Origin of the sequence: Capnocytophaga sp. H2931 (genome assembly GCF_002302535.1) — a bacterium.
Lineage (GTDB): Bacteria > Bacteroidota > Bacteroidia > Flavobacteriales > Flavobacteriaceae > Capnocytophaga > Capnocytophaga canis.
Map to the genome: position 1 here is coordinate 2,017,858 of NZ_CP022381.1, position 16,553 is coordinate 2,034,410.

At 35.7% G+C, this 16,553-nt stretch carries 16 protein-coding genes; 10 read left to right on the plus strand and 6 right to left on the minus strand.

What is annotated here, in order from left to right:
- Window positions 1-66: 66 nt before the first annotated feature.
- The 10 genes from CGC52_RS08610 (at window position 67) to pyrF (ending at window position 10,018) form a co-directional block, all read left to right on the plus strand.
- Window positions 67-411, plus strand: a complete 345-nt coding sequence (locus tag CGC52_RS08610; RefSeq protein WP_095894112.1) for a hypothetical protein — start codon at window positions 67-69, stop codon at window positions 409-411.
- 11 nt (window positions 412-422) lie between these two features.
- Window positions 423-2,768, plus strand: a complete 2,346-nt coding sequence (locus tag CGC52_RS08615; protein ID WP_095894113.1) for a TonB-dependent receptor — start codon at window positions 423-425, stop codon at window positions 2,766-2,768.
- Between the two features lie 5 nt (window positions 2,769-2,773).
- Entirely contained in the window at window positions 2,774-3,616 is an 843-nt protein-coding gene (locus CGC52_RS08620) for a DUF4249 domain-containing protein (RefSeq protein WP_157909133.1), read from the plus strand.
- A gap of 157 nt (window positions 3,617-3,773) precedes the next feature.
- Complete coding sequence (prfA, locus tag CGC52_RS08625) at window positions 3,774-4,847, plus strand: peptide chain release factor 1 (RefSeq protein WP_095894500.1); 1,074 nt, start codon at window positions 3,774-3,776, stop codon at window positions 4,845-4,847.
- Window positions 4,848-5,217: 370 nt separating this feature from the next.
- Window positions 5,218-6,372, plus strand: a complete 1,155-nt coding sequence (gene nhaA, locus CGC52_RS08630; RefSeq protein WP_095894115.1) for a Na+/H+ antiporter NhaA — start codon at window positions 5,218-5,220, stop codon at window positions 6,370-6,372.
- A gap of 74 nt (window positions 6,373-6,446) precedes the next feature.
- The gene (locus CGC52_RS08635; RefSeq protein ID WP_095894116.1) at window positions 6,447-7,157 is read left to right on the plus strand and encodes a hypothetical protein; all 711 of its coding nucleotides are present in this window, start codon (window positions 6,447-6,449) and stop codon (window positions 7,155-7,157) included.
- Window positions 7,158-7,165: 8 nt separating this feature from the next.
- On the plus strand, window positions 7,166-7,336 hold the full coding sequence (locus CGC52_RS08640; protein ID WP_082023462.1) for a DpnD/PcfM family protein: 171 nt from the start codon (window positions 7,166-7,168) through the stop codon (window positions 7,334-7,336).
- 59 nt (window positions 7,337-7,395) lie between these two features.
- Window positions 7,396-7,749, plus strand: coding sequence for a VOC family protein (locus CGC52_RS08645; RefSeq protein ID WP_095894117.1), 354 nt, complete (start codon window positions 7,396-7,398; stop codon window positions 7,747-7,749).
- Window positions 7,750-8,411: 662 nt separating this feature from the next.
- Window positions 8,412-9,068, plus strand: coding sequence for a hypothetical protein (locus tag CGC52_RS08650; protein WP_095894118.1), 657 nt, complete (start codon window positions 8,412-8,414; stop codon window positions 9,066-9,068).
- Between the two features lie 137 nt (window positions 9,069-9,205).
- Window positions 9,206-10,018: an orotidine-5'-phosphate decarboxylase gene (pyrF, locus tag CGC52_RS08655; RefSeq protein WP_095894119.1), complete on the plus strand. Its 813-nt coding sequence runs from the start codon at window positions 9,206-9,208 to the stop codon at window positions 10,016-10,018.
- A gap of 18 nt (window positions 10,019-10,036) precedes the next feature.
- Here pyrF and CGC52_RS08660 read toward each other — a convergent pair whose 3' ends face one another.
- The 6 genes from CGC52_RS08660 to CGC52_RS08685 form a co-directional block, all read right to left on the minus strand.
- Window positions 10,037-11,158, minus strand: a complete 1,122-nt coding sequence (locus CGC52_RS08660; RefSeq protein WP_095894501.1) for a serine hydrolase — start codon at window positions 11,156-11,158, stop codon at window positions 10,037-10,039.
- Window positions 11,159-11,280: 122 nt separating this feature from the next.
- On the minus strand, window positions 11,281-12,186 hold the full coding sequence (locus CGC52_RS08665; RefSeq protein WP_095894120.1) for a ribonuclease Z: 906 nt from the start codon (window positions 12,184-12,186) through the stop codon (window positions 11,281-11,283).
- On the minus strand, window positions 12,186-12,500 hold the full coding sequence (locus CGC52_RS08670) for a hypothetical protein (protein ID WP_042008483.1): 315 nt from the start codon (window positions 12,498-12,500) through the stop codon (window positions 12,186-12,188). Before CGC52_RS08670 ends, CGC52_RS08665 begins: the two co-directional genes overlap by 1 nt.
- A 3-nt stretch (window positions 12,501-12,503) precedes the next feature.
- The gene (locus tag CGC52_RS08675) at window positions 12,504-13,433 is read right to left on the minus strand and encodes an aspartate carbamoyltransferase catalytic subunit (protein ID WP_042008484.1); all 930 of its coding nucleotides are present in this window, start codon (window positions 13,431-13,433) and stop codon (window positions 12,504-12,506) included.
- Between the two features lie 8 nt (window positions 13,434-13,441).
- Window positions 13,442-14,005: a bifunctional pyr operon transcriptional regulator/uracil phosphoribosyltransferase PyrR gene (pyrR, locus tag CGC52_RS08680; protein WP_042008486.1), complete on the minus strand. Its 564-nt coding sequence runs from the start codon at window positions 14,003-14,005 to the stop codon at window positions 13,442-13,444.
- A gap of 3 nt (window positions 14,006-14,008) precedes the next feature.
- On the minus strand, window positions 14,009-16,540 hold the full coding sequence (locus CGC52_RS08685; RefSeq protein ID WP_095894121.1) for an O-antigen ligase family protein: 2,532 nt from the start codon (window positions 16,538-16,540) through the stop codon (window positions 14,009-14,011).
- Window positions 16,541-16,553 lie beyond the last annotated feature (13 nt).

The following is a 16,553-nucleotide window of genomic DNA, read 5'->3' on the forward strand; positions in this document are numbered from 1 at the left end:
CTTTGGAAAAAAGTACTGGTGTAAGTATCTTTGTTCCCAATAAAATAGATAACACAAATGAGGTTTATGATTTTTACAAAACGCTTTCTTGGAACAATGCTGTTAATATGGTTAATTACATTCATGATTAGTTGTAAAAAGGAAGAAATATTTCAAGAAAATTACAACATAGGTGTAAAAAATAATTATTTTGAAGCTATTGATTCCATAAAAATAGGTAGTGCTACGTTCAATAAGTCTCTTTCAGTGGGAGAAACTTACTTTTTTAAAGAAAAGTTTTCAGTTTCATCGTATAGTGTGAAACTTTATACTACTTCAAATTTGATAATCACTACAAAATTTAAAGCCATAAGTCATAAAAACACTATTTTATTAACCTTGATTTCTGACGGAACTATTTTAGTTGATTAAATTTTTAAATAATGAGAATAAAAACATCAAATTTTGCGTTGTTCTTTTTCATGCTGTTTTGCAGTGCTGTTTGGGGACAAAAGAAGTACACCATTAGCGGGTATATCACCGAAAAAGGAAGTAAGGAATTTCTTATTGGAGCAAATGTTTACATCCCCGCGTTAAAAGTGGGAACAACAACGAATAATTATGGTTTCTACACCATTTCTCTCCCTGAGGGAACGTATGAGCTGTATGTTTCATACGTTGGTTATCAGGTTTTTACAAAAACCATTAACCTTTCAGAGGACATATCGTTGAATGTGGAATTGCAAGATGCTGAACTTTTGGAAGAAGTGGTTGTTACGGGAGAAACAACCCCAATGCTTAGCCGTAGTTCACAGATGAGTACCATCCAAGTTCCCATTGCTCAGATACAAAAAATACCCGCTTTATTGGGTGAGAAAGATGTGTTAAAAGTCTTGCAACTCCTACCTGGGGTGCAATCAGGCTCGGAAGGAAATAGCGGTTTGTATGTTCGTGGAGGAGGCCCTGACCAGAATTTACTGATTTTGGACGATGCTCCTGTTTATAATGCTTCACATTTGTTTGGTTTTTTCTCTATTTTCAACGGAGATGCCATTAAAAACGTAAATCTTACCAAAGGTGGATTTCCTGCTCGTTACGGAGGAAGGCTTTCGTCAGTATTAGATATGAGCATGAAAGACGGAAATAAAGAACGATTTGCAGGTGATATTGGGATTGGGCTTATCTCATCAAGGCTTACGCTTGAAGCTCCCATCGTTAAAGACAAATCATCGTTTATCATTTCAGGCAGAAGAACCTATATCGATGTATTGACGCGTCCGCTAATGCCTGAAAACGAAAAGGTAGGTTATTTCTTTTACGACCTCAATATGAAAGTAAACTACGATTTCGGCCAAAAAGATAAATTATATCTAAGTGGGTATTTTGGTCGGGATAAGTTCTACTTCCGAGATAAAGAAAACACAGGAGAGGTGTTCAAAGGAGGATTACATTGGGGAAATGCTACGGCTACTTTGCGTTGGAATCACTTGTTTACGGATAAAATATTTTCCAATACTTCGCTGATTTTCAGTGATTATTTATTTGAAATATACCAAGAAAATACGTATAAAAATAATACGTTCGAAATGCGGTACAACTCTGGAATTAAGGATGTTGGACTTAAATATGACATGCAAATCAACTTAAATCCTAATTACTTGATTCGTACGGGATTTGCTTCTACGCTCCATCGATTTAGGCCAAGTGCGATTGTCATTAAAGACCCAACTTTCAACCAATTCGAACGCAAAATACAAGATATAAAAACTTTGGAATCAGGAATTTATATTGAAAATGAACTTACGATAGAAGAAAGATTACGACTAAATGCAGGACTTCGGTTGAGTCACTATTTGCATAAAAACACGTCGTATCAAGACCTCGAACCTCGATTTTCTGTGGGATATACATTGCCGAACGATTGGTCGGTGAAGGCCTCCTATGCCTCTATGAGTCAGTATGTGCATTTGCTGAGTAGCTCGGGGATTTCACTACCGATGGATTTATGGGTACCAACCACCGATGAAGTAAAACCTCAGCAATCGCGACAAGTGGCAGTGGGGATTGCCAAAGATATTTTAGACAAAAACCTAAGTATCTCCTTAGAAGGATATTACAAAAAAATGAACAATATTATTGGGTATGCTCCTGGTGCAAATTTCTTGTTGTTAGAAGACTTTGAAAGTGTTTCTGAGTATGCTTGGCAAGAGAGCATCATTCGGGGACAAGGTTGGTCATACGGAACAGAATTATTATTACAACGGAAAGTTGGAAAACTGTCGGGTTGGTTAGGCTATACCCTCTCATGGACGCAACATCAATTTGATGGAGATAATGGAGGACGTAAATTTTTTCCTCGTTACGACCGCCGACACGACATTTCCCTCGTGGCTGTCTATAACCTATCGGAGAGGATAACTCTCTCAGGCACTTGGGTTTACGGAACGGGAAATGCAATTAGCTTGCCTGTTTCCTCCTACCAAGTAGACAAAGGGGATGTTTCTGATGCCATCAGAGGATATACTGCATATAACTATGATGAAAAAAATAGTTTCAGAATGCGAGCTTACCATCGTTTGGATTTAGCTGTACAATTTCATAAAAGCAAAGGAAAGAACATGAAACGTACGTGGGAAATAGGGGTTTACAACGCATATTCACGTAAAAATCCGTTTTTCTACGCCATCAGTGGGGAATACTCAGGAAATCCTTCAAGTCAAAAAAACGTTCTTGAACAGTATTCCATATTCCCAATGATTCCTTCCATTACGTATAACCTAAAATTCTAATTATGATGAAAAAATATTTTAATATATTGCTTGTTTTTAGCGGATTTCTATTCGTGGGGTGTGAAAATTTTTTCAAAAGTGAGGTTGAGCCACCCAAAATCAGTACCCAATCTCAGTTGGTGATACATAGCTATATTTCAGCCGATAGCCCCGATATAAAAGTCAAAGTGGCGATGTCAAATCCTACCTTTGGAAATCACTCACAATCGGGAATACCTTCCGTAAGTAATGCACAAGTGACGTTGCGAAACGACCAAAATGAAAGCATTACCCTTCCATATGAAAGTAATTCAGAATATTATACCATTAGTGCAACCACTTTTCCAATTGAAGCGGGGAAAACCTATCATTTAGAAGTGCGAGATTCTCATGGAAATAAGGCAACAGCTCATTGTACTGTGCCTCAAAACATTGTCGGAGATATACAAAACGTAACCGTTATCGACACTAAAAATGAAGGTAGCGATGCCTATCAAGTGTCCTTTGATTTTCAAGATAGAGCCAACGAACGTAACTATTACATTCCTGTGATTTTGGTTCGTCAAGAATTATCTAACTACGATCGTAGATTAGAGGCTAAGTTTTTTACTGATAATAATCGCGATGGAAATAGAATCACGGTGCGTTCAGAAAAAGATTTCGGTTCGGCTCAGTATGTGAAACAGGTGGTCGTAACGCTCTATACTACGGATGTTAATTTCTATGAATACGGACGTAGCGTTTCTTTGCAAAATGACACAGAGGACATAGGGCCTTTTGGTGAGACCGTAATTCTTAACTCAAATATAAAAGGAGGATTGGGTGTATTTGGAGCTTATACGAAGAAGGTTGTTACTCTGGAACTTTAGAGAGTATACAAGCAGAGCGTAACTCCTTAGTTAGTCACAAAAAAAGGTTATAAAAGACTTTTTAGGGATATAGATTTCTCAAAACGAATTGTATTTCAAACCATTTTTGCTATTTTTGCACCCAGTTACTATATTTATTAGAGATATTCAAAACAAAATGCTTGAGAGACTAAACATTGTAAAACAAAGATTTGACGAAGTTTCGGATTTAATCATTCAACCTGATGTTATTTCCGATCAAAAACGCTATATTCAGCTTAACAAAGAATATAAAGACCTCAAAGAGCTTATCGATAAGCGAGAGGAATACATCATTGTAACTTCGAACATTAGCGAAGCCGAAGATATTATTGCCAATGAAACGGACCCCGAAATGGTGGAAATGGCAAAAATGCAATTAGACGAAGCCAAAGAAAAACTTCCGCAGTTGGAGGAGGAAATCCGCTTTATGCTTATCCCGAAAGACCCTGAAGATGCCAAAAATGCCGTAATGGAAATCCGTGCTGGAACGGGAGGTGATGAGGCTTCTATCTTTGCAGGGGATTTGTATCGTATGTACACAAAATATTGTCAATCAAAAGGATGGAACACATCTGTAATGGATTACAACGAAGGAACTTCGGGCGGATATAAAGAAATCATCTTTGAAGTTACGGGCGATAACGTGTACGGAACGCTCAAATTTGAGGCTGGGGTACATCGCGTGCAACGTGTTCCGCAAACGGAAACGCAAGGGCGAGTGCATACTTCGGCGGCGACTGTTATGGTGTTGCCCGAGGCAGAAGAATTTGATGTGGAATTGGATATGGCAGACGTTAAAATCATCAGAACGACCTCAACAGGGCCTGGAGGGCAGTCGGTGAACACCACGTATTCCGCCATTCAGTTGCAACACATTCCCACAGGGATTGAAGTACGTTGCCAAGACGAAAAATCACAGCATAAAAACTTGGATAAGGCTTTGAAAGTGTTGCGTTCGCGTTTGTACGAGATGGAATTGGCTAAAAAAATGGAAGAAGATTCGGCACGACGTAAAAGTATGGTTTCCAGTGGCGACAGAAGTGCTAAAATCCGCACGTATAACTATCCGCAAGGACGTGTAACTGACCACCGCATAGGGCTGACACTCTACGATTTGCAAAACGTAATCAACGGTGATGTACAGCGTCTTATCGACGAGCTACAACTTGCCGAAAATACCGAAAAACTCAAAGAAGGAGATATTTTTTAGTTCATAAATAATAATAATTACTTGGTATTTCTCCCATAAAATTAGTACGAAAGATTTTGATAGACTGAACAACATTAAAAGAATATCTGTATTAGCTAAATTTTTTGAGAAATTGCGGATGTACCGTTTTTTAAGTGATAAGTTTATATGCAATCCATTGCTGAGGTGAACACTTCTATTCCAACTTGAAAAAGTAGTGTTCACCATCAACTTAAATCTTTTCAATTATATTTTTTATACATTAAAAATTACTGTAAACGAACGGCAAGTCTAAGGATATTGCCAAATAAATCTATATTAATCACAAAGGATCTCTTAATAGAAGTGCTTGGATACATTTATTTAGATCCTATCATTAAAAAAATGAAGCATGAAAGCAACAAAATTATTTAAAGAATTTTTTGAAAGTGAAAAAGCAGGAGGTTTGATTTTAATAGCCTGTACTGTTATATCTCTTCTGATAGCAAACTCTTCGTTTGGAGAAAGTTATGTTCAATTTTTTCAAACCAAAACTGCAGGTTTGAGCATTGAACATTGGATTAACGATGGACTGATGGCTATTTTCTTCTTACTCATCGGTTTGGAATTAGAACGAGAAATTTACAAAGGAGAACTTTCAAATGTGAAAGATGCATTACTTCCTATTTTTGCAGCTATCGGAGGTATGTTAATTCCTGCGGGAATATTTTTAGCTCTTAATTTCGGAACGGAAACCCAAGCAGGAGCAGGAATCCCAATGGCAACTGACATCGCTTTTGCGTTGGGAATACTCTCATTATTAGGCAATCGCGTTCCTGTTTCGCTGAAAGTGTTTCTTACTGCCTTAGCTGTAATTGACGATTTGGGAGCAATTATTATCATCGCAATCTTCTATACTAAAGAGTTGCTTTGGACAAATCTTCTTATTGCTTTGGGGATATTCGCGGTGTTGTTAGTTTTAAATCGTTTAAAAGTTAAATCACTCATTCCTTATTTGTTAGGAGGAGTTGCGATGTGGTATTTCATGTTGGTATCGGGCGTACATGCCACCATAGCAGGGGTGCTATTGGCTTTTGCAATTCCATTTGGTGATGGAGGAGAGGAATCGACTTCCTATAAACTGCAACACTATTTGCATAAACCCGTAGCTTTCGTAATTCTACCGATTTTTGCCTTAGCAAATACTGCTATCTTCTTTGAGGGAAATATTTCCGAAATATTGACAGAAAACAATAGCTTGGGAATTGCCTTAGGTTTGATTGTTGGTAAGCCATTGGGTATTTTCTTATTATCTTTCTTAGCTGTTTCATTTGGGCTTTGCAAACTACCTTCCGATATTAATTGGAAATCTGTTTTGGGAGTAGGTTTCTTGGCAGGGATTGGTTTCACGATGTCCATTTTCATTACTCTTTTAGCCTTTGATAATCAAACGATTATAAACAATTCCAAACTAATTATTCTGCTATCATCTTTAACAGCAGGACTTATCGGATTTGTATCGTTAAAGTTGATCTTGAAGAACACTGTGGTGGAGGAAGAAGCATAAAATATGGAGGTGTCTTTTGAAATGAAGTAAGATACAAAGCTCAATTGATATCCGAGAAGGGGAAAATCTGATATATGAAACAATATGAACAGGTTATACAAGTTATGAGAGAAAACGGAGGGTTTGCAACGCTCGGTTTTCTCAATCATAAAGTTGATGTATCTGATTGGGCTACAAAAACTCCTTTTGCTTCCATACGAAGGATTGTACAAGATGAACGATTTTTCTTTAAAATAAAACCAGGACTTTGGGCTTTAAAAGAGTTTCAGAGCGAAATTTTAAATAAGTTCGAAATACAATTATCCACAAAGAAAGAACAAGAATTTTCACATACTTATTTTCAGGGATTATTGCTCGAAATAGGAAATTTAAAAGGATACAACACTTTTATTCCCGCACAAGATAAAAATAAATTATTTTTAGACAGACCATTGAGGAGCATTTCTACCTTAGACAAAATATTTGATTTTAGTTATCAAAATATCGTTAATAGGGCTAAAACAATAGATGTGATATGGTTCAATAACAGGAATTTACCACATTCTTTTTTTGAAGTTGAACATTCTACCGATATACAAAATTCGTTATTGAAATTTAATGACTTACAGGATTTTTATTCTAAATTTTATATTCTAAGTGCAAGTGAGAGAAAAAAAGAATTTGAACAAAAAATAGCATATTCTGCATTTAAGCAAATAAAAAATAGAGTACAGTTTATTGATTATGATTTTGTTTCGGCTTTGCATACGAAGAGTTTTGAATTGTACAAAATAGGGGATTTATAATAAAAAAAATGAATATTTATAAAATAGAAGTAAAGGAAATTCTATCAAGAATAGTTCCGATTGAGGCAGAAAACGAACAAGAAGCAGTTCAAAAAGTAGAAGAGATGTATAAAAATGAAGAAATCATTTTAGATTTCGATGATTTTGTAACTCATGAAATCATAGAATATTTAGAATGATTTTTTTTCATGCCTCTTTTATCTGTTTGAATGAATATTTTTAGTATATTTTAATCATTATGACCATCAAAAAAATCTACGCCTGTTGGGTATATGTGAGCGATTTGGAAGTTTCTAAAGCATTCTTTCAAGAATTGGGCTTTGTACTGAAATTTCAGCAGGAAGATTGGGTGGAATTCGATTTGGGAGCCACCTCTTTTGCCATTCTCAAACGTCCTGCCGAGAAAGGAAAGGTCAAACCGCAAAAAACAAGAATTATGTTTGAAGTGGACGATATGGAAAATCTTTACGAAACTCTAAAAAGCCAAAATGTTCATTTTATTGGCACTATCCGATATGAAACTTACGGAAAACTACTTACCTTTGAAGACCCCGACGGCAATTGGTTTGAATTCTTTGAAGATAAAAAGTAACAATAATATAAAAAAATAGTAAACCTTTTCAATATTAGGATTAAAGTAGTTAGAACTCATTAACCATAAGGCTTTAGTACACAGACTTTTTTCTCTAACTTCATTTATTATCACAAAAATTATTTATTTTTTCTATTTCATACTTTTTTCAATAAAAGCAAAAATCCTAACATTTTCTTAAAATTCCCATAGTCAATTAAAAATCCATAAAAAATGTTTTCCAAAAATTAGGAAAATAAATCCTAAATATCTAACTTTGACAGCAAAAGTAACTGATAAGTCACAAGAGGTAAGGATAAAGTGTAAAGTTAAAGGGATAAAGTAACAAAATCCAAGTCACAAGTTAAAAGTTAAAAGGATAAAGTATAAAGTTAAAAGGATAAAGTAACAAAATCTAAGTAGTAAATTAAAAATAATTAAAAGTCATTATAAAATGCATAAAAGCAATAGCGGAAAAAGATAAATCAGTGTAAAAAACAGATGAGTCAGTACGGAAAACACAAAAGTAAGTGTAAAAAATACACAAGTTAGTACGGAATGACCTCTTCTTTTAGTATAAAATTAAAAAGTAAGTACGGAAAATAAAAAAGTGACTTGATAAAATAAAAATCCTTGATAAAAAATTAAAAATCCAATCGTTTAACTATAAAAAATATAAAATTATGGCTTCCAAAATCTATTTTACAAACGAAGAAATGCTTCAAAATGCTAAAGTTCTTTTTGAAACATTAGAAAATAATAGCAAAATTGCCGATAAATTAGACGATTATGGCTATTCTGAATCGGAAATTGCTAAAGGAAAGGCACTTTACGAAAAGGCTCAAGCTCAGTATGGTTCTAACAAGAAAGAAACTGAAGAAGAACGTGTTGCGTATCTGAATTTCAAACAAAAAATGGATGAAACCTCTAAATCCTATCGCGAACATCGTAATAAAGCAAAGCTCATTTTTAAAAATAATGAAGAAGCAAAGGTGAGATTATCATTAAAGGGAAGTCCTTCAAAGTCTATCATGGCAATTTTGGAAGAAATGACTTTGTTTTATAAGAATTTAGCTGAGCAAGAAACCCTACGCACTCCATTAGAAAGGGTAAAAATCACGCAACAGATAATCACTGAAAAACAATCGGAAATCTCACAAACCAAAGATTTATACGCCATTTATTCTCAGGAAAAAAATGAAAGCGAACAAGCTACTAAAGACAAAAATAAAGCCTTTGAAGCTCTCGACAAATGGACACGTGAACTTTATAGTTATGCAAAATACGCTCTTGCCGATGAGCCTCAGTTTTTACAAATGTTTGGACGAGCAATACGATAACATTTTCTATTAAAGTAAGTTAACTCCTAAAAACATGTATTTCTTAAAGCTCAAAAGGCAAATTTTTTTCTGTTTTTAAAGAAGAAATTATCTTAATTACAGCATTATAACACCATAAAAATAAAAAGTATCAGTATATGACACTACAAAAACTAATAAATCAAATACGGAAAAAGAAATCATTCTTATGTGTAGGACTTGATGTGGATTTGACAAAAGTTCCGTCACATTTGTTACAAACCGAAGACCCTATTTTTGAGTTCAATAAAGCAATTATCGATGCGACACACTCTTTCGCGGTAGCTTACAAACCCAATACGGCGTTTTATGAGGCTTATGGGGTGAAAGGTTGGCAATCATTGGCAAAAACTATTGCATATATCAATGAAAATTACCCTGATATATTTACCATCGCTGATGCGAAACGTGGTGATATTGGTAATACTTCTGCAATGTATGCTAAGGCTTTTTTCAATGATTTGCAGTTTGATAGCGTTACGGTAGCTCCGTATATGGGAAAGGATTCGGTAGAGCCCTTTTTAGCTTTTGAAGATAAAATTACCATACTTTTAGCATTGACTTCCAATGCGGGAGCTTTTGATTTTCAAACACAAATGGTAAATAATGAGGAGCTTTATAAAAAAGTATTGCAGACTTCTTTAATGTGGGAAAATAGTCAGAATTTGATGTACGTAGTAGGAGCTACCAAATCCGAATATCTGAAAGAAATCCGTAAGATTGTGCCGAATCACTTTTTGTTGGTTCCCGGTGTAGGGGCTCAAGGCGGTAGTTTGGACGAGGTTTGTGAGTATGGACTCAATGCAGATAATGGTTTGCTGATAAACTCTTCAAGAGGAATTATTTATGCCTCCAACGGCACTGATTTTGCCGAAAAATCCCGTGAAGAAGCCCAAAAATTACAACAACAAATGGAAAAATGGGTGCGATAAGCACAATTTAGTTAACTTTTACATATAAATAAACTTACTTCCAGCCAAAATAAAGTCAATGACATCTCGAAGTTGTTGACTTATTTTTGGATTGGTCATGTTAAAAAGCATTACAACAACTACCTGCTCTTCAGGATATACAAAAAACCAAGCATAACCACCGATGCCATTTCCAGAGTGTCCGTAGTAGGTGCGTCCAGCCCAATCCTTGGTAGATTGCCAACCAATGCCACAACCTGTTGAACTTCCAGCAGTGGTTTGCTGAGGCATTAGCATTTCTTCTTTTATTTTTTGAGAGATAAACCCGTCAGACAATACGGCATTTCCAAATTTAGCAACATCTTCTGAGGTGGACAGATAGCCTCCACCAGCTAATTTATAGAAATTATTTACATCGGGCGAACGCACAAAACCTTTACCTTTATTTTTATTTGAGTAAGGAATAGCTTGATTTTTGATGATTTTTCCTTTGTCAGGAAGGGTGTTTTTCATCTGTAAAGGTTTTAAAAGTTCATCGGAAACAATATTTTCAAAGCTCTTTTTCAGGTATTTTTGCATCGCTAAGGAAATTAAATTCCAGTTGAAACTACTGTATAAGTATTGTGTTCCGGGAACAGATAGTAAGGATTCATTTTTAAACATGTTGATTCCCTGTTCAATGGTCATCGGTTTGTTGCTAAACGGTTCTCTTCCTTTGTAGGAACGAATTCCTGCGAGATGCCCACCTAATTGCTTGATGGTGAAGTCATGTTTTTTCTTGGGATAGTTGGGAAGATAGGTGTAAATTGATTTGTTCCAGTCGAACTTCTTTTTTTTCTGTAATTTAGCTAAGGTGGTTGCTGATATAGGTTTTGACACACTGGCTATTCGGAATAGTGTTTTTTGTGGTGATACGGGAGTTTTATGTTGTAAATCAGCAAAGCCATATCCTTGTTGCCAAAGTGTTTTATTTTTTTTAGTAATGGTAATTGCAACACCAGGTACGGTACCTTTGTGAATTAACGAAAGGATAATCTTTTCGGCTTCTTTTTTTCCATCGGCAAATGAACGTACTTTCGCAATTTTTTCACGTTTTATTGAGTCATTCTGAGGGAAAACCCAAGGGATTGATAGAAAATATATGAAAAATATCAATTTCATTTGTGTTTGTATCATTATTTTTTTATCCGTAATAAATATTTTTCCGACTTATAGTTTTTCTCTTTCGAATGGAAGAGTTTTAAATGACGTATTTGTTTTATTGTAAACAAATAATGGTTGTTTCAAAACTTTATTCGTTTTCCGTCTTCGGATAGTAGGGTATTTTTAAAAACCGTTTGGGCTTCTTTTAGAAAAAGATTTTTGTCGGAATATCTTGATGAATAATGTCCTATAATAAGAACCTCAGCTCCTGCATTTTTAGCAGTCAATGCCGCTTGGAGAGCTGTTGAATGCATTGTTTTTTCTGCCAGATCTGTATGTTGTTGTAAAAATGTGGATTCGTGATAGATTGTTCTAACACCTTTAATTTTAGTTGCTAATTCTTCAAAATAAATTGTATCACTACAATAGGCATAGCTCTGAGGTTCAATCGGGTCGAAGCTCAGCAGTTCGTTTGCTATTACTTCGCCATGGGGTAAGGTGATGTTTTTCCCGTTTTTAATGTTTTGATAATCACATGTTTCAATGCCATAGTTGTAGATTGCATCTAAATTTAGTTGGCGATCACCTATTTTCTCTCGGAAAATGAAACCATTGGTATAAACTCGATGTTTTAGTGGAATAGTTTGGACACTTACCTTTTCGTCGTCTAATAATATTTCGGACTCTTCGGAAGTTAATTCGTGAAAAATCAGAGGGAAAGCAGTCCATGCATTTCCTAGTTTGAGTAGCAATAATATAGCCTCTTTGATACCTTTTGGGCCGTAAATATGCAATTCTGTTTCTCTTCCTAAAAGTTGGAAAGTGGAAATTAAGCCTGGTAGTCCATAGAAATGGTCGCCATGTAGGTGCGAGATAAATATGTGCTTAATTCTTGAAAATTTAACATTTGCATTTCGTAGAGCCATTTGTGAACCTTCACCACAATCAATGAGAAATAGATGCCCTCGCAGTTCCAAAACCTGCGATGAAGGACGGGCGTTCGGGCGTGGAGTGGCACTATGGCAACCTAAAATCGTCAGTTCCATTAAAATCCTAAATCACGTTGAATGTCCTCAATTTCAATTACATCTTTTGCTTCCTGAATGGTAGGAGTCAAATTGATTTCATTAGGAATATTTCCGTATGTAATCTCTTCACTAACAATGACTAAGCTTTTTTTGTTTTTCTTAGTGTGATATTTTGAAATTTCTACAAACGGAATTAAGTCCTTGGTTTCTAAATCCTTAATCTCTGATAAATCTAAGATAATATGCGTAGACTTCAACTCTTCTTTATCTTTAAATGTATTGACAAAGTCTGATAATTCTGATTTTTTTATTGTTATGATTTTTGTACTCATCTTTTATCTATTTATTTTTGAGGCTAATAAATAAATCACAGCCATGCGGATAGCAACTCCATTTTCGACTTGATCTAAGATTATGGATTGTTTAGAGTCAGCTACTTCACTGGTGATTTCTACCCCTCGATTGATAGGGCCGGGGTGCATAATTACGATTTCTTTTGGTAGATTGTCTAAAATAGATTTGGTTACACCGTATTGTTGTGCATACTCACGGGTGGTGGGGAAATAGCTGATATCCAAACGCTCATTTTGAATACGTAGCATATTGGCAACGTCACACCATTCTAAAGCTTTGATTAGGTTGTGTTCTACTTCTACACCAAGTGTGTGAATGTATTTAGGAATTAATGTCTTAGGGCCACATACTTTTACTTGAGCTCCCTGCAATTGCAATGCAAATATGTTGGAAAGAGCCACACGTGAATGTAGAATATCGCCCACAATTACTACTTTTTTACCTGCGAGGTCACCTAACTTTTCGCGAATGGAATAGGAGTCCAACAAGGCTTGTGTAGGATGTTCGTGAGCTCCGTCACCCGCGTTAACGATGGAAGCATTTACATGTTTGGATAGAAAAACGCATGCACCTGGGTTCGGATGTCGCATCACGACCATGTCTACCTTCATTGCCAAAATGTTATTCACCGTGTCAATCAGAGTTTCTCCTTTAGCCACAGACGATTGTGATGCTGAAAAGTTAATTACATCCGCCGATAATCGTTTTTCTGCTAACTCAAACGATAATTTAGTTCGAGTGCTGTTTTCAAAAAATAAATTGGCAATAGTAATATCCCGTAATGATGGTACTTTTTTTATAGGTCGGTTAATAACCTCTTTAAAATGGTCAGCGGTTTCAAAAATAAGTTGGATATCCTTTTCGGTGATGTATTTTATTCCTAATAGGTGATTTACACTTAATTCGCTCATGATGAATGTTATATTTTGTCTTTATTGATGATGTAAACGGTATCTTCACCGTCTTTTTCCTTCCAGTGTACTATCACACGCTCTTGATTGATGGCATCGACTTGCCTCCCTTTGTAGTTGGGTTGGATGGGTAGATGTCTGCTAAAACGTCGGTCGATGAATACTAAAAGTTCAATTTCTGATGGACGGCCAAATGATTGTATGGCTGTCAGAGCCGAACGGATGCTACGTCCAGTGTAAAGTACATCGTCTACAAATACTACTTTTTTATCCTCAACAATGAAATTAATATCTGTAGAATTTGCCTCTAATGGTTTGTTATTTCTTCTGAAATCGTCACGAAAAAAAGTGATGTCCAACAATCCTAAAGGGACGTTTTTGATGTTGTATTTTTCGCTGAGTAATGTTACTAAACGTTTGGCTAAAAATGTTCCTCGAGGTTGAATACCGATTAAGGCTGTATTTGAAAAATCGCCATGTCGCTCTATAAGTTGACATGCCAGTCGATTAAGAATTACGTTCATTTCAGAGGAAGATACTATTTCCTTCTTATGTGTATCTTTTTGGTTCATACGTTAGAATTTTAGTTTGTTTAGGTTATTCACCGCGTCCGCATTTCCTTTCTGAACGGCTCTTTCAAAAAGTGTTTTGGCTTTGGCACGATCCCCAATCATGTAGTAGCAAGATGCATAATAATTATCCATGGCAGGACTTGGAGTAGCTCCCAATTCTTCCATTCGAACGATATCTTTGATAGCGTTTTGATATTGCTGTAGGTTATAATAACAGATGGCTCTTTGTCCTAAAGCATCAACATGAGCTGGAACTTTTTCTAAGAATTGAGATAGTAGTTTAACTGCCTCCACGTAGTCTCGTTGTTGTTGTAATTGTAAAGCCTTTCCATAGATGGGTAAATACTGTTCCATTTGGAGTCGAGATGTGATTTTCATCTGATTATCAACCACAGTTTTGTCGTTTGGCACATATTTTATCGCTGTATCCAAAACTGCTTTTGCTTCTTCTACCATGCCATTCTTTTCTAATAGATAGGCCAGAGCATTCCATGCACTTGCTTCTTGACGCTTAGCGTTTCTTCCGTCTTTGTCCACATCAACATGAAACCTTTCTTTTAGTATTTTTTTCCATTTTTTAGGTTTTTTTGTTGAAGTTGTGTCTGGTGGACTCAATTCCAGAAAATCTTTCCATAGCTCAATAGATTCATTTTCTCGCCCCATACCATTCAAACCATAAGTTGCCAGATTTACATTTCCGAAGAAATTGGGTTTTGCTACTTTTGCCCAGATAGCATATTTGTAAATACTGTCGTACTTTTTGTTTTCTTCCATGAAGTAGGATACAGCTGTAAAGTAGTCAGCACGTCCGTCCCAAGGATTATATTCAATCGATTGTAAAACTTTACGAGCCTCGTCAAATTTCTTTTCGTCAATGAGATAACGAGCTTTTTCCACATCTACTGGTTCAGCAACGGCTGTCAAATTTGGGATTTTAGGATAGTTTTGAATTAAAAAATCCGATGTAGATTTTGTTTTTCGAACTCCTTGTTGCTCTTCTTTGACCATCCGCTGAATTTTTGATGAATCGAAGTACATTTTTTGTACTACTACGTTTGCTAAATTTACCACGATAGTAACGATAGCTATCATTCCAATAATGGCTCCTGAATTTACTTTAACGGATTTTTTATCAGTGTTTTCTTCAGTTATTACATTTTCTTCAATTTGATTGTTTTTACTCAAATGAACGACCAATAATCCAACAGCTAATCCAACATAAATTGCAAATAGAGACTGAATTTCAGGTCTGTCTTGGGGAAAATTAAAAAATGCATCGAAGGAGTAGGCGAAAAGTCCGAATAAAGGTAAAAATAACCATTTTTCTAATTCTGGATTTTTATTTTTGTAAGTAGCACGTAAGAAATAATACGCTATCAATAAAAATATTGACAAGAAAGCTAACCCAGCAAAGATACCAGCTTCTGAGGTTAATTCAAGAAAGTCGTTGTGAGCCTTGTACATATATATGTAATGAGGGCTGTACGAGTTTTCGTATTCCAAATAGCGAACCTTCCAGTTCCCGATTCCTACTCCCAACAGAGGGTCATTTGGAATCATCTCTGTAAGGGTTGTTGTCCAAGCTGTTTTCCGAAGGTTATTACTTGTGTTCTCTTGATCTGCAATTGTAGCCAAACGAGCGGTGAAACTTGTACTTTCCTTAATAGCTTTTGGATACATCACTCCTTGCACAAAGGAAAATATTCCAAAAGCGATTAACACAAATAGCGTATGTCCACCAACGCTAACAGCTGTTTTTTTGTTTTTTAGAAGAAAATAATTCAACACAGCATACCCAATAAGCACAAATGAGATGATGAATGTAGCCAAGTAGAAAGCACGCGTACTCATAAAGAATATGGCGAGGGTTCCCACAAGAGTTCCGATACCTCCAATAATGCGGAGTTTATTTTTCTTAAAGAAGAATAGCCAAATTGCAAACGGAATTTTAATAAACATTGCCGAAGCTAAAATGTTTTTATTTGAGTAGGAGGATTTTATATCGCCATCTGAACCAGTTCCTTTGATGATGTTTGACACCCCACGAAATGTTTCTAACGAATCGTAAAGCAATAAAGCGGTCATTGAAACGGCTAAAACCGTAATGCTTTTCGGATTATAAATCACTAAAGCGGATACCATCCAAGCTGCCGAAAATGCGGTGAAAACTTTGAAAAAATGTAAAACAGCCTCTTCAACATTAATTACTTTTGCAAATGAAAGCAAAGCAAAAAAGATGATGGTGGTGTATGCAATTCCAATTTTATTGGTGAAAAAACCAAAAAGAACTTTATTTTTCTCTCTGAAATCTTTAATTGAGAACACCAAAATAGCAACCACTAAGTTCAATATGGCAAAAGTGTAGAATTTGGGAGCATTCGAGTCAAAAGCCATCCAATTGGGAGTCAATACAGTTACGTATCCATAAGCTATCAAAAGGATGCTGGTTAAGAGATTCAGAGTAGCATTTCCTTTTTTATGACTTGAAAATGAACCTGAAATAGCCGCGGTTTTGTTGCGTTTCTTTGTTTTCATTGTTTGCGTTCGT

What these genes read in the sequence shown, in the direction of transcription:
- CGC52_RS08650 (WP_095894118.1), top strand. Translation starts at nt 8,412, where the DNA reads ATGGCTTCCAAAATCTATTTTACAAACGAAGAAATGCTTCAAAATGCT.
- CGC52_RS08675 (WP_042008484.1), bottom strand. Translation starts at nt 13,433, where the DNA reads ATGAGCGAATTAAGTGTAAATCACCTATTAGGAATAAAATACATCACC.
- CGC52_RS08610 (WP_095894112.1), top strand. Translation starts at nt 67, where the DNA reads ATGATTTTTACAAAACGCTTTCTTGGAACAATGCTGTTAATATGGTTA.
- prfA (WP_095894500.1), top strand. Translation starts at nt 3,774, where the DNA reads ATGCTTGAGAGACTAAACATTGTAAAACAAAGATTTGACGAAGTTTCG.
- CGC52_RS08640 (WP_082023462.1), top strand. Translation starts at nt 7,166, where the DNA reads ATGAATATTTATAAAATAGAAGTAAAGGAAATTCTATCAAGAATAGTT.
- CGC52_RS08615 (WP_095894113.1), top strand. Translation starts at nt 423, where the DNA reads ATGAGAATAAAAACATCAAATTTTGCGTTGTTCTTTTTCATGCTGTTT.
- CGC52_RS08645 (WP_095894117.1), top strand. Translation starts at nt 7,396, where the DNA reads ATGACCATCAAAAAAATCTACGCCTGTTGGGTATATGTGAGCGATTTG.
- pyrR (WP_042008486.1), bottom strand. Translation starts at nt 14,005, where the DNA reads ATGAACCAAAAAGATACACATAAGAAGGAAATAGTATCTTCCTCTGAA.
- CGC52_RS08670 (WP_042008483.1), bottom strand. Translation starts at nt 12,500, where the DNA reads ATGAGTACAAAAATCATAACAATAAAAAAATCAGAATTATCAGACTTT.
- nhaA (WP_095894115.1), top strand. Translation starts at nt 5,218, where the DNA reads ATGAAAGCAACAAAATTATTTAAAGAATTTTTTGAAAGTGAAAAAGCA.
- CGC52_RS08685 (WP_095894121.1), bottom strand. Translation starts at nt 16,540, where the DNA reads ATGAAAACAAAGAAACGCAACAAAACCGCGGCTATTTCAGGTTCATTT.
- CGC52_RS08635 (WP_095894116.1), top strand. Translation starts at nt 6,447, where the DNA reads ATGAAACAATATGAACAGGTTATACAAGTTATGAGAGAAAACGGAGGG.
- CGC52_RS08665 (WP_095894120.1), bottom strand. Translation starts at nt 12,186, where the DNA reads ATGGAACTGACGATTTTAGGTTGCCATAGTGCCACTCCACGCCCGAAC.
- pyrF (WP_095894119.1), top strand. Translation starts at nt 9,206, where the DNA reads ATGACACTACAAAAACTAATAAATCAAATACGGAAAAAGAAATCATTC.
- CGC52_RS08620 (WP_157909133.1), top strand. Translation starts at nt 2,774, where the DNA reads ATGAAAAAATATTTTAATATATTGCTTGTTTTTAGCGGATTTCTATTC.
- CGC52_RS08660 (WP_095894501.1), bottom strand. Translation starts at nt 11,158, where the DNA reads ATGAAATTGATATTTTTCATATATTTTCTATCAATCCCTTGGGTTTTC.